The sequence below is a fragment of the Pirellulales bacterium genome (genome assembly GCA_035939775.1).
Classification (GTDB): domain Bacteria; phylum Planctomycetota; class Planctomycetia; order Pirellulales; family DATAWG01; genus DASZFO01.
This window is the reverse complement of record DASZFO010000015.1, coordinates 1-11677: the sequence shown is the minus strand read 5'-3', so window position 1 is coordinate 11677 and position 11677 is coordinate 1. Positions and strand designations below refer to the sequence as shown.

At 61.6% G+C, this 11677-nt stretch carries 12 protein-coding genes; 2 read left to right on the top strand and 10 right to left on the bottom strand.

All coding sequences use genetic code 11. The features are described 5' to 3' along the window. Positions 1-1863 (top strand): DUF1553 domain-containing protein (locus tag VGY55_00730; protein HEV2968479.1); only part of this gene is annotated, 1863 nt, incomplete at its 5' end. 10 nt (positions 1864-1873) lie between these two features. Here the strand turns inward: VGY55_00730 and VGY55_00725 are convergent. The 6 genes from VGY55_00725 to VGY55_00700 form a co-directional block, all read right to left on the bottom strand. After that, positions 1874-2254: a hypothetical protein gene (locus VGY55_00725; GenBank protein HEV2968478.1), complete on the bottom strand. Its 381-nt coding sequence runs from the start codon at positions 2252-2254 to the stop codon at positions 1874-1876. 335 nt (positions 2255-2589) lie between these two features. Continuing rightward, positions 2590-3372, bottom strand: a complete 783-nt coding sequence (locus VGY55_00720; protein ID HEV2968477.1) for an MBL fold metallo-hydrolase — start codon at positions 3370-3372, stop codon at positions 2590-2592. A gap of 211 nt (positions 3373-3583) precedes the next feature. Continuing rightward, a complete protein-coding gene (locus tag VGY55_00715) occupies positions 3584-4465 on the bottom strand; it encodes an NAD-dependent epimerase/dehydratase family protein (GenBank protein HEV2968476.1) in 882 nt (293 codons plus the stop codon). An 81-nt stretch (positions 4466-4546) separates the two neighbouring features. Then, complete coding sequence (gene ruvX / locus VGY55_00710) at positions 4547-5029, bottom strand: Holliday junction resolvase RuvX (protein ID HEV2968475.1); 483 nt, start codon at positions 5027-5029, stop codon at positions 4547-4549. Then, on the bottom strand, positions 5026-6141 hold the full coding sequence (locus VGY55_00705) for an alpha/beta fold hydrolase (protein ID HEV2968474.1): 1116 nt from the start codon (positions 6139-6141) through the stop codon (positions 5026-5028). Before VGY55_00705 ends, ruvX begins: the two co-directional genes overlap by 4 nt. 58 nt (positions 6142-6199) lie before the next feature. Further along, positions 6200-7270, bottom strand: coding sequence for a mannose-1-phosphate guanylyltransferase (locus VGY55_00700; GenBank protein HEV2968473.1), 1071 nt, complete (start codon positions 7268-7270; stop codon positions 6200-6202). A gap of 269 nt (positions 7271-7539) precedes the next feature. Here VGY55_00700 and VGY55_00695 point away from each other — a divergent pair, with 269 nt between their 5' ends. Beyond that, positions 7540-7899 carry a helix-turn-helix transcriptional regulator gene (locus VGY55_00695; protein ID HEV2968472.1) on the top strand — a complete coding sequence of 120 codons (360 nt, stop codon included), beginning with the start codon at positions 7540-7542 and terminating at the stop codon, positions 7897-7899. 61 nt (positions 7900-7960) lie between these two features. Here VGY55_00695 and VGY55_00690 read toward each other — a convergent pair whose 3' ends face one another. The 4 genes from VGY55_00690 to VGY55_00675 all read right to left on the bottom strand — a co-directional run. Next, positions 7961-9358: a UTP--glucose-1-phosphate uridylyltransferase gene (locus tag VGY55_00690; protein HEV2968471.1), complete on the bottom strand. Its 1398-nt coding sequence runs from the start codon at positions 9356-9358 to the stop codon at positions 7961-7963. 217 nt (positions 9359-9575) lie between these two features. Continuing rightward, entirely contained in the window at positions 9576-10781 is a 1206-nt protein-coding gene (gene mtnA, locus VGY55_00685) for an S-methyl-5-thioribose-1-phosphate isomerase (GenBank protein ID HEV2968470.1), read from the bottom strand. Positions 10782-10862: 81 nt separating this feature from the next. Next, positions 10863-11120: a hypothetical protein gene (locus tag VGY55_00680; protein HEV2968469.1), complete on the bottom strand. Its 258-nt coding sequence runs from the start codon at positions 11118-11120 to the stop codon at positions 10863-10865. A 301-nt stretch (positions 11121-11421) separates the two neighbouring features. Further along, positions 11422-11677 (bottom strand): hypothetical protein (locus VGY55_00675; GenBank protein HEV2968468.1); only part of this gene is annotated, 256 nt, incomplete at its 5' end.

The window sequence follows — 11677 nt, the reverse complement described above, 5'->3', positions numbered from 1 at the left end:
CTCGCCGTGCGGTTCAATTGCAACAAGTGCCACGATCATCCCTTCGAGCGCTGGACGCAGAACCAGCATTGGAAGCTCGCGGCCTTCTTCGCCAAGGTCGGCCACAAGGACGATCCGCAATACGCCAAAACCAAGGTCGGCGGCACCGATGTCGAAGGGGGCAAAGCGCTCGGCGAAGTGATCTTCGACGGCGATTCGGGAGAGGTGCGGAACCCGACGACGCAAGTCGTCCAGGCGCCCGAGTTCCCATACACCCACGACGACATGCCCTCGGCCGGCGAGAATCTCCGCGAGCAGTTCGCCCATTGGACCACCTCGGCGAAGAACCCGTACTTCGCCAAGAGCTACGTCAATCGGGTCTGGAGCTACTTGATGGGCCCGGGGTTCATCGAGCCGATCGACGACATTCGGGCCGGCAACCCGGCGACGAATCCCGAGCTGCTCGACAAACTGACGGCCGATTTCATCGCCAGCGGCTTCGACGTGCAGAGCTTGCAGCGGCTGATTTGCAAGTCGCGGGCGTATCAACTTTCAGTTGGGACGAACGAATGGAACTCCGATGACACGCTGAACTATTCGCACGCCACGGCCCGCCGGCTGCCGGCCGAGGTGTTGTACGACGCGGTGTATCAGGTGACCGGCACCACGCGACGGCTTTCCGGCATGCCGGCCGGCGCTCGGGCGGCGGAGGAGCGCGATCCGAGCGTGAATTCGCCCGACGGATTTTTGGACCTCTTCGGCCGGGCGGCGCGGCAGAGTTCGTGCGAATGCGAACGCTCCAGCGGCATGATGCTCGGCCAGGCGCTCAACTTGATCAACGGCCCGACGATCGCCGGCGCGATCAACGAGCCGAGCAACAGCCTCACGCAGCTCGTGGCCAGCGAGAAGGACGACGCCCGGCTCGTCGAGGAATTGTTCCTTCGCATTCTCTGTCGCCCGCCGCTGGAGCGTGAAATGGTGGCCGGGATCGACACGCTGAACACCTTCGAAGGCGATCATGCGAAACTGGTGGCGGAACTGACGGCCTACGAGAAGACGCTCGCGGCCAAACAAGCCGAGTGGGAGAAGCGACTGTCCGTGCCGGTCTGGACGCCGCTTGAGATCGGGATCGCGAAATCCGCCGCGGGCGCGACCCTCAGCCAAGAGGCGGATCTGTCGGTTTTCGCCAGCGGCAAGCTGGCTAAGGACACGTACACGCTGGTCGCCGCGACCGAGCTGGTCGGCATCACGGCGATCCGCCTCGAAGCGCTCACCGACCCGCGGCTGCCGCACAATGGGCCAGGCCGCGCGCCGGGCAATGGCAATCAAGTGCTCAGCGAGTTGCGGCTGACAATGGCCCCGAACAACGATCCGGCCAAAGCCAAGCCCGTCACCCTACAGAACGCGCAGGCCGACTACAATCAGCCCGGCTGGCATGTGTCGGGAGCGATCGACGGCAATCTAGCCACTGGCTGGGCGCTGGACGGACAGACGAGCAAGAACCACGTGGCCGTGTTCGAGTGCAAGGAAGACATCGGCGCGGCCGGCGGCAGCTTGCTCATCTTCACGCTCGATCAGCAGTTCGGCGACGGCCAGCACGAGCTTGGCAAGTTCCGGCTCTTGGTGACTACTTCCAAGCGGCCGATCGGCCTCGCGCCATTGCCCGAGAACGTCGCCAAGATTCTGGCCGTGCCAGCCGAGAACCGTGGCGAAGAGCAGAAATCGGACGTCGCCGCCTACTATCGCTCGATCGACGGCGAATTGGCCCGGCTCACGCAAGCCGTCGCCCAGCACTCGAACGACCGCGCCAACTCCCGCTTGTTGGGCGCACAAGACCTCGCCTGGGCGCTGATTAATAGCCCGGCGTTTTTGTTCAATCGATAAGATGCCGGATTCACGACGCCAAGGATCTCGGGCGTGTTGGAACGCTTTCTTCTTGAACCAGTTTCCACGAGTGGGGCCGGTATTTTCGCGGAATGAGAAACCACGATTTGCCATCGGCAAGCTCTTCCTCAAATGGAATTCCGTGTACTTCCATGTATCGCTTGTACGTCTCGATCCATTCCTTGGGGCAAGTCAGGATTTGCCACGAACCAAACACTTTGTCGCGAATTTTGCAAATCAGTTTATTCTCCACGACATCCTGGTCGCCAGGCGAATAGCGAACAGCCCCGCCCGTATCAACGGTATGTTCGATTCGAGCTTTCCTGATTAGCGTGATGAGCGCCTGATTGAGGTCGTCGTCGACAAATCTGAATACCCGATTCAATCTCATGGCCGTGTCTCTTTCATTTCAATTCGGCCTTTGTTTGCACGTTGTGTGCCCGCAGTCGCAACCGAACGGCTTACCGCCCGGCGTATGGCAGCCAGCGGATTGGCACGATGATTCTGAAGCAGTTCTAGCGTCCTGAAACGTCAGACCGAATCCCGTAAAGATGTTCTGGCATTGTGCGGGGCAACTTCCGCGCGGTTTTGTCGTGCATTTCCACTGCTGGTGTTTGCCAACTCTTTTTCTTGAGGCCACCAAGTCCTCCCGATCGGATCCTTCGATTGATTATAACCGCCGAATTGGCGCGCGACTCAATTCGACGCTGTTCATTTGCCGGTACATTACTCCGGCATCTGCCCTCCCGCCAGTTCCTTGTCCCATTGCTCCAAGAGCGGCCAGTCGATGGCGCAGGTGCCGAAGTCGGCCATGTGGAGATAGGTTTCGAGGCGGGTGATCGCTTTGTCCAAGAGCGCGTTGTCCTTGCGGAAGATCGGGCCGTGGCTGGGCAGGAGCCACTCGATGTCGCTGGCTCGGATGCGCTTCAGGCTGCGGATGAAAGAGGGGATGTCGCTGCCGTGGTGGGCGTCGATCGCCCCCACGCAGCCGTCGCGATAGATATTGTCGCCGCTGAAGAGCAGATTGCCCAGGCGGAAGGAAAGCTGGCTGTCGGTGTGACCCGGCGTGTGCCAGACCTCGAGCCGCTGGCCGCCGACCGCGACGGCGTCCCCCTCGTCGATGAGCTGCTCGAACTGCACCGGCGGCATTTCCATGTGGATGTTCTGGGCGTCGATTTCGGCAAACGTCTTGATCAGGTCCCCTTTGGCGAGCGCCTCGGCCGACAGCCGGTGGCCCGAGACGGTCGTCTTGAGCGCTTGCTTGAAATGGGCCAGGCCCTGGATGTGATCGACGTCGGCATGCGTGGCGATGATCGCCTTGCAGTTGGAGAACGGGAAATCAAGCTGCCGAATCAGCTCGAGAATCTCATCGGCCGTGTCCTGGAAGCCGACATCGACCAAGACCCATTCATTGGCGTCAAAGATCAAATAGACATTGCACCCCAGCCGTTGCCCGGCCTGGTGGTTGATCTCGATCACATGAGGAAAGACGGGCTTGCGGGCGAGCATCAGAGGTCGAAAAACGGAGGTCGGAGGTCGGGAAATCGCTCGTTAGCCGGTTTGCTTGTCTTCGACCCTGAGGCTCAGACCGAAGGGCGAATCGGAGCGCGCCTGCTGGGAGCGTCGGAAACCGGTTGGCGCGCAAGCAACACGTGCCAAGTATGAAACGGATTGTAGAAGGGCGATGAGATGCAGGCAAGGCGCGGCCGAGCGACCGGGGTTAAGAATCGTCTATGGTGTCCAGCTCGCGCACGATCGATGCCAGCCCCTCGCGATACGACGGGTATCGCGGAGAAAAGTGCAATTCCGATGCGATCCGGGCGTTAGAAATCCGCTTGTCGGTTCCCGAGCGGCTTGCGGCAAGCGCTTCGGGCGAAGGCGGCTCGAAACGCGGCGGCGGGGCGGCGAAGAGGCGGGCCAGTTCCGCAAACCAATCGGAGCGCCGCACTGGATGGCCGTCCGATACCAGAAACATTCGCGGCGGCTGGCCGTGCGCTTCGGCAGCCAAAACGGCTGCGGCCGCGTCGTCCACGTGGATCAGATTAAGATAGCTCTCCAACATGGCGGAAATCGGCCGGCCGGCCATAAGGTCGCCGCGGTGTGGGATTCTGTCGGGACCGTAGATTCCGGCCAAACGCAGCGCAAACGTCCGTTCGCCCAGCGGATGCCGGGCGAGCAGTTCCTCGGCAGCCAGCGCGACGCGGCCAGCCTCGCGCGTCGGCAGGCACGGCGAATCTTCATTCACCCACTCGCCGCTCATTTGTCCATACACTCCGGTGGAGCTGATGTAAACGAGCCGACCAGTCCGCGGCGGCAGCGCATCCAGGACGGATTCGAGCCCCGCGAGTTGGACTTCCTCGCGCGACCGGCCGGCGCGACTGTCGTAGCCGATCGCGTAGAGCACGGTTTCGGCCTCGGGCAATCGGCCGGCGAGCATATCCGGCTCGGCGACATCGGCCACGATCGGCTTCAATCCTTGCCGAGCGAACTCGGCGGCGCGCTCGGGCGAGCGCGTCACGGCGTGAACGACCTCTCCCGCCTCGAGCCACCGACGCGCGACACGCAACCCAAGATACCCGCAACCGAGGATCAACTTGGTCATACGAGGAACTCAATCAAGGCCGCCGCTCACAAGCAGAGGCCCATCCAAAGCTAATCCCGTTAATCCTGTCAAAACACGTTCTCAATCGTCCAATCCCTCTGGTCGCGCCCTTCCGCGTTCTCCGGACTCCAGATACGCTGCGAGTAGAATCTGTGCCGCCAGCTTGTCGAGCCGCGCCCTGCGCTTTTTCTTGGTCATCTTTGCGGCAGTCAGATGATGTTCGGCCTCGGCGGAGGTGAACCGTTCATCGAAGAACACGACCGGGACGCCAGTAGTCTGCTCCAGCCAAGCGCCGAACTTCCGCGCCTCCGCCGACTTCTGACTCTCGCGGCCGTCGAGGTGGATCGGCAATCCGACGACGAACCGCGCGATCCGTTCGTCGGCGGCCAGGCGTTTGAAATAGGCCGCGTCCGCCGCTTCCCCGCGGCGCGTGTAGTTCTCAAACGGGCTAGCCAATCGTTGCTCCGGATCGGTCACGGCGATCCCGATCCTCACGGTGCCGTAGTCGATTCCGGCCAAGCGGCCCGGGGTCGATTTGTCAGCGGCCGATCGACGCGACGTCATGGAATGTCCCGACTTGCTTCATCGCGGGCCAACGGATGGCGGTCGGTCTCGGATTCGAAATAGCCGTGCAGCAGGAAGCGGAGCGTCGCTTCCTGCACTTTAGGCTCGTCCATGATGAAAGTGTGAAAGGCCGGCAAAACGAGAAAATCCTGCGCGCCGGGCAGTTTTGTTTCAGAAACGGTTACGATCAGATCGTCGTCCGCTTGCAAGAGCGGATTGTGGCCGTGCTCCTCGCCGCGGCCGCCGGCGATGATCCCGAATTCGCAGGTCGGGATCGCCAGATGCCTTTCCAGTTCAGTCCAATGCCGCCCCAATTCGCTCCCCGGCGGACCGGCGATCGATTTGAACAGCTTGTTGTCTCCCAAGAGCTGCGCGAGCTTCGCGCCGTTGTTCGGCGGAGCGAGCATCACGATCCGTTTGATCCGCGGATCGGCGCGATGTCCCTCGGTCCGCTCGATTTCGTCGCCGAGATAATGCCGCACGACTAGATTGCCGAGGCTATGGGCGACGAAGTCGATTTCCTCGACTGGCCCGAGGTTCTCGATCACGCGCGCAAGGCTCTTGGCATGTTCGGCCACGTCGGCGCGAGTGCTCGCGTAGCCGAATTGCAAGACGGTGAAATCGCTCTGCTCGCTGAGGAACTTGGCCAGGTGGCGAGTCGAGGAGCGAGTTCGGCCGAGGCCGTGCAGCAGGATCACGACCTTGCCGCGCATCGGCTCCAGCGACCGATCGCGCTTGGTCACGTCGCGCTTGAGATCGTCGAGTCTGATCTCATCGAGCTTGGCGCGGCAAACCGCGAACGACCCCCACGCGCGGCGGACGTCGCCCTCATCGAGCAGCCGATAGTTGCCGGTAAGCACGTTGCGTTGGATGCGCCAATCGCGAAACAGCAACTCATCGGTCCAGAATTGCATGCCGCCGAGCGTCGGCGTCGCCACGTTCGGCTTGCTGGCTTTGTCCGGCGGATCGGCGGCCGCAGCGTCACGGCAAACAACGAACGCCGCGAGAACCACGAGTACCGGGGTGAGGGGCGAGGTGCAAGGGGTGAGAGAAGCAGCGCCGCGCGGTGGGTGTTGCTTTCGGCACAGATCGTGCGCTTCAGATACGTTCATAGTTTCACCGCTGCGCCGAGCTGCCGCTTGCAAGTCCCTCGCCCCTCACCACTCATCCCTACAGATACTCTCGCCATCCGCGCTCCTCGAGTAGCTTCACGATCTGGCGAATTGATTCTTCGTCGCGGCGGTTGGCCACGAGTGTTGCGTCGGGCGTGTGGACCACAATGCAATCTTTGAGACCGAGCGTCACGATGAGATGATCGTCGGTCGAGCGCACGATCGTCCCCTCGGTGTTCAGCCCAAGATGTTTGCCGCAGATCGTGTTCCCCTGAGCGTCGGCGCCGCGGAGCCTGGCGATGGCGTGCCAGCTTCCCACGTCGTCCCACTCGAACGGCGCTTCGATCACCGCCACGTTGCGGGCTTTCTCCATCACCGCATAGTCGATCGACACGCCGCGAATCGCGGCGAACTCGCGGGCAAAAACCGCGGCGAAAGCGGCCGTTCCCTCGGCCGCCGCGATCGTCCGCAGATGGCCGTGCATTTCCGGCTCGTGGCGATCGAGCGCTTCAAGGATCGTGCGGGCTTTCCAGATGAAGATGCCGGAGTTCCAGTAAAAGTTGCCCGCCGCCAGATACTCTTTAGCAACGCTCAACGGTGGCTTCTCGCGGAACCGCGCGACCGCGAACGTGCCCGGCTCATCGAGCGCATCGCCACGCTCGATATAACCGAAGCTCTCGGCCGGATAGGTCGGGCGGATGCCGAACGTGACGATCTGGTCCGGCGCCTGCTCGACCAGCCGAGCGGCTTGCACGATGGCCTGTTGAAATTCGTCGGCGGGCGAAATCACGTGATCGGCCGGCATCACGACGAGCGTGGCGTCGGGATCGTCGCGGCTGACGCGAAACGCCGCCAACCCGATGCAAGGGGCCGTGTCGCGCTTGCACGGCTCGCCGATGATGGCGTCGGGCGGCAGATTCGGCAACTGCCGTCGCATCGCCTCTTCCAGACGCGCGGCGGTGACCACGAGCGTGCATTCCGGTGGAACCAAGCTCCCCAGCCGATCGATCGTTTCTTGGATCATCGACCGCGGCCCAGTGAGCGCAAGCAATTGCTTTGGCCGATCGGCTCGGCTCTCGGGCCAAAATCGAGTGCCGGAACCGCCGGCCATGATTACGGCGTGAAGCATAAATGGCGGTCAAAGAAATGCAGAATGAGGAATATCGAAGCCGTGCGCAAGTCAGACGCCGAACTTCACTTTGTCATTGTCTATTTTTGCAAAATCGGGGCGAGGCGTCATGCTCAATACGGTTGGAATCTTGGCGGCTAGGTGAGAAACGGGCTTAGCGCGGTCCCTGACATGCAACCGGTATAGCCTAAAGGCTATTGAACCACCATTGCCTATGGGCTACAACGCGCATTTGGCGACAATCAAGGCCAAGAAAAAAGAGAAGTAACATGGCAAAATCATTCGATGAATTGGTCCGACGGACGACCACGAAATCAACCCGGCAGCGAGCGGCTGCTCGTGAGCGGGAATTGCTGCGAGAACTACTGCTGAGTGAGATTCGGGAACTCGCTGGCAAGAGCCAAAAACAGATCGCGGACTTGATCGGGATCAAGCAACCGAGCCTATCCAAGCTGGAAAAACAATCTGACATGCAGATTTCGACGCTCCGCCGGATTGTTAGGGCCTTGGGCGGCGAACTGGAAGTGATCGCGAGATTCCCGAACGGCGCCGTCAGGCTTGACCAATTCGACGCAAAAGGTCGGCAACGGCGCGGTCGACATGGCCCTGGCGGCTTGCAACTGGTCTAAATGGCGGGTTGGGGAACCGTTTGCTCGTTCTTTCGCCTGGGTTCTTAATTCCGGCTCTAATCTAGGAGAAGCACGTCGGCTGAGTCACGGGCAAACCGGGAGCAAGCTTTCCGGCAAGATCGGTGGCATCCAGGGCGAATAGCGGGCTGATCTCGACTGGCGTGCCCGCCGCAACGACCGCGCCCGCTTCGCGAAGCCAGCCCGTGTGCAGGGCGATCAGCGCCGCTTGGGCCGTCGCGGCTGTGTCCTGTTTTTCGCCAGGGGCGTTTTTCACCGGCGCGAAACCTATGGCCGGATCGATCTCGACAATCGTAGAACGAGCCGCATGAGGGAGCAGATCGAAGATGAACCGCTCGAATTTGATCGCGTTCGGCGATTGCGGCTCGATTCGGTTCCCAGCCGAGTCGATGTGAGCGACCTTCTTGCGGGCGATGTGAAACGGCAGCCCGCCGGCGTCGTGCTGCATCCGTTCGAGAAACGCGAGGTCGAACAGATGCACGGCGATGCTGCCCGCCCAGAAGCGCAGCGAGCCGTCGGGATTCTTGAGCACCGCGACCGATTCGGGCAGATCGCTGTATTCGATGATTTGCAGCCGCCCATCGACCGAGACGACATTCCCCACGCGCTCCAGCGGATAGCGCTTCGCCACCACTTGCAGCGTCATTTCGGAGCGGGCCAGCATGTGATAGCCGATGAACTCGGCGTCGCAGACCGTCGTCAACGGATTGTCCACCTGGAAATAGAACAGGCGCCGCAGCCCACGGCGGGCCATGTCGGCTAGGCCGCCGCTCTTGGCCAGTGCCGCGAGCATGCCGCCATGTCCATCCGGGCTGAGTGCCAGGCGAGCTTTGTCTTCCAGTAGCAGTCGGCCTGTGCCGATTTCAACAGCCGGCATCTGGGCTTGGGAGAAGAAATGCACATCGTCTGCCGCCAAACCGAATCGTTGCTTCTCGCCGAGATAGGCGACCGTCTCGGCATGCGTGGCGGGGCTGGTCATCAGATATAGCGGCAGGCGCGTTTTGTGGCGCCGCCCGATCGCTAACAGCTTCTCGAACAAGACTTGAAACAGAGGAGCGCGCGAGACCGGGCCGATCGCAAACATCCCCTTGGGATGCGGAAATCCGAGACGAGTCCCTTGTCCGCCGGCAACAAGGATTGCCCCAACTTCGCCGCGAGCCAGCGCTGCGGCCCCTGCCTCGCGCGCCTGGGCGGGCGTGAACTGATTGTCGCTAGCGCCCAAGCGAAATGCCTGGGGGGTCTCAGCTCTGGCCGCCAGCGCTGCGAAGTCGGCCGCTTGCTGTTGCCGTTTCGTCAAGTCGGCGATCGTGGAGAAATCCACCTGCGCGATTTGCTCGGCCAGCCCGCGACGCTCCGCCTCGCTCAACTCATCCCAAAAGGCGAGCAGATCTTGCTGGCCAAATTCGGCCAATCGCTTTTCAAGCGCTGGTTTCAGTGCCATCCGCGCACCCAGGCGTGAGCTAACAGGCAAAGCAGTGGAAAACCGATGAAGATCACCAGATAGGTAAAAATCGTCGTCCAAACGTGTCGGGGCCAGCGAGCCATGAAAAAGGGGCCAGGGATGAGGGGCGAGGGATTAGGGAAGTACGAAGGCCGAAGGGCAAAGTACGAAACGGATCGTTGACAAGTGTCGAAAATCCTCGATTTGTTGCGAAGCTTTAACCAACGACGACTTGCGCGATCCGTTCGCGCGTGACTGGTTGGATCAGGCCGCGCTCGCAGATGATGGCGCGGATCAAGTGGGCCGGGGTAACGTCAAAGGCCGGGTTATAGACATCGATCCCTTCCGGGGCAGTTCGGCGGCCGAAGCCATGAGTGATCTCTTCCGGGCTGCGCTGCTCGATCGGGATTTGCTCGCCCGAGGCGATCGAAAGGTCGAACGTGCTGAGTGGCGCGGCGATGTAGAAGGGAATGTCGTGGGCCGCGGCCAGGATCGCAACTCCATACGTGCCGATTTTGTTCGCCGTGTCGCCATTCGCGGCGATCCGGTCCGCCCCAGTGACAACCGCCTGAACCCGTCCCTCGCGCATCACTTTGGCCGCCATCGAATCGCAAATCAAGGTGACATCAATCCCGCGTTGTTGCAGCTCCCAGGCTGTGAGCCGAGCGCCTTGCAATAGCGGGCGGGTCTCGTCCGCGTAAACATGCAGCCGCTTGCCGGATTCGTGAGCCGTGAAGAATACGGCCAACGCCGTACCATAATCGGCAGTGGCCAGGCCGCCCGCGTTGCAATGTGTCAAAACTCCTTGACCATCGGCGAGCAACTCGGCGCCATGCCGGCCAATCGCGCGGCAGACTTGGCGATCCTCTTCGACAATGGCGTGGGCTTCGTCGAGCAGCTCTCGCAGGATCGCGGCCGGTGAGAACGCTTCTCCCTCTCCCTCTGGGAGAGGGCCGGGGTGAGGGGAATCGCCGCCACGCGCCGCCTTCCCCTCACCCAACCTCTCCCGGAGGGAGATGAGTCTGTCTTGCGATCTGTCGGATCGTGTGGTCGTCCGGCGGCCGCTCTCCGCCACTCGCCGCAGCCGTTCCAGCGCCCAGAAGAGATTGACCGCGGTCGGACGGCTCGACGCCAAGTAACTGGCCACCTCGTCGAAGCGGGCGAAGAACGTCGCTTCATCGCCGCTCGCCGCCTGCTGCAATCCGAGGCAAACGCCATACGCGGCGGCCATCGCAATCGCCGGCGCGCCGCGCACCCGCAACGAGCGAATCGCCTCCCAGACCGCCTCGACGTCGTAGCAATCTATCTCGACCAGCTCTCCCGGCAACCGCGTCTGATCGATCAGCCGCAAATGCCCGTCGGTCCCGCCCAGCCATCGGAGCGTGGCAAATCGCGAAGCGGTTTTGGATGCTGCAGTCGTCATGGGGGGAGATTTCAGGTTCGAGAACTGAGATATCTTTGCTGGGTGAACAATGTGCTGGTGGGTGGACGAGGGCACAGACTATCAGCCCGGCTTCCATTGGCGAGTTCCCCGCGCCTTAACGACCCTACCGCCACCAAGCAGCCAATCGACGCGCTCTTTTGCAGTCAGGCGGTTCGCCGCGACGGTCTGCTGATGGTCGAGCAGCTTCATTTTGTCGGCGCAGCATTCCGGAGGCGATGGCCCGTTTGGCACAAAATGCGCCGGTGCTCGGCGAATCTTGCCACATTCTCGGCAGATGTAATTCCGCTTATGGAGCGGCTCGCGGGGCTTCTCGTCCATGCCGGCATCTTAGCAGGTGGCAAATGCCGCCGTCACGACGATCAGCAATGTCCGCAGGCTGAGTTGAAAGCGGCAGCGGGGCAGCCGGCCAAGAAATGCGTCAGTTTCGCTCGGCGTCGAGTGTCTCATTCCCGCCACAATAAGATTCCATACACATTACCATCGACTGGCCGCAGATGTGGCAATGTGCGTCTTCCCAGCAACACACTGCACAGCCGCCACACGTCTCGCAGATGTCATCCGGTTCGGCCGGTTGGTGGCACCAATGGCACGTAACAAGCTCTGCCATCGCTCGGACCTCCTAGAAATTCATCCAAAGGCATTCCCTCTCGCGTGATTTGGTCTTGCCGCCCGCAGCGTGGTTCGCAATGTCGAACTCGACGCATCGCCACCCTTTGTAAAGATCGTCATAAAGTGGTGAAGGATAGCCACTCAGCACGACCCTAGCCTTGCAGCTATTAAGCAAGATTGCAAGCTGGCGGTGATCGTGGTCTCCCATTTCCACGCCGTAAACGTCAGTGCTACCCTTTGAACGTGTGCCGTGGACATAAGGCGGG

Bases quoted from the DNA above. Each gene is read 5' to 3' on its own strand.
- VGY55_00725 (HEV2968478.1), bottom strand. From the start codon at position 2,254: ATGAGATTGAATCGGGTATTCAGATTTGTCGACGACGACCTCAATCAG.
- VGY55_00720 (HEV2968477.1), bottom strand. From the start codon at position 3,372: ATGCTCGCCCGCAAGCCCGTCTTTCCTCATGTGATCGAGATCAACCAC.
- VGY55_00715 (HEV2968476.1), bottom strand. From the start codon at position 4,465: ATGACCAAGTTGATCCTCGGTTGCGGGTATCTTGGGTTGCGTGTCGCG.
- ruvX (HEV2968475.1), bottom strand. From the start codon at position 5,029: ATGACGTCGCGTCGATCGGCCGCTGACAAATCGACCCCGGGCCGCTTG.
- VGY55_00705 (HEV2968474.1), bottom strand. From the start codon at position 6,141: ATGAACGTATCTGAAGCGCACGATCTGTGCCGAAAGCAACACCCACCG.
- VGY55_00700 (HEV2968473.1), bottom strand. From the start codon at position 7,270: ATGCTTCACGCCGTAATCATGGCCGGCGGTTCCGGCACTCGATTTTGG.
- VGY55_00695 (HEV2968472.1), top strand. From the start codon at position 7,540: ATGGCAAAATCATTCGATGAATTGGTCCGACGGACGACCACGAAATCA.
- VGY55_00690 (HEV2968471.1), bottom strand. From the start codon at position 9,358: ATGGCACTGAAACCAGCGCTTGAAAAGCGATTGGCCGAATTTGGCCAG.
- mtnA (HEV2968470.1), bottom strand. From the start codon at position 10,781: ATGACGACTGCAGCATCCAAAACCGCTTCGCGATTTGCCACGCTCCGA.
- VGY55_00680 (HEV2968469.1), bottom strand. From the start codon at position 11,120: ATGGACGAGAAGCCCCGCGAGCCGCTCCATAAGCGGAATTACATCTGC.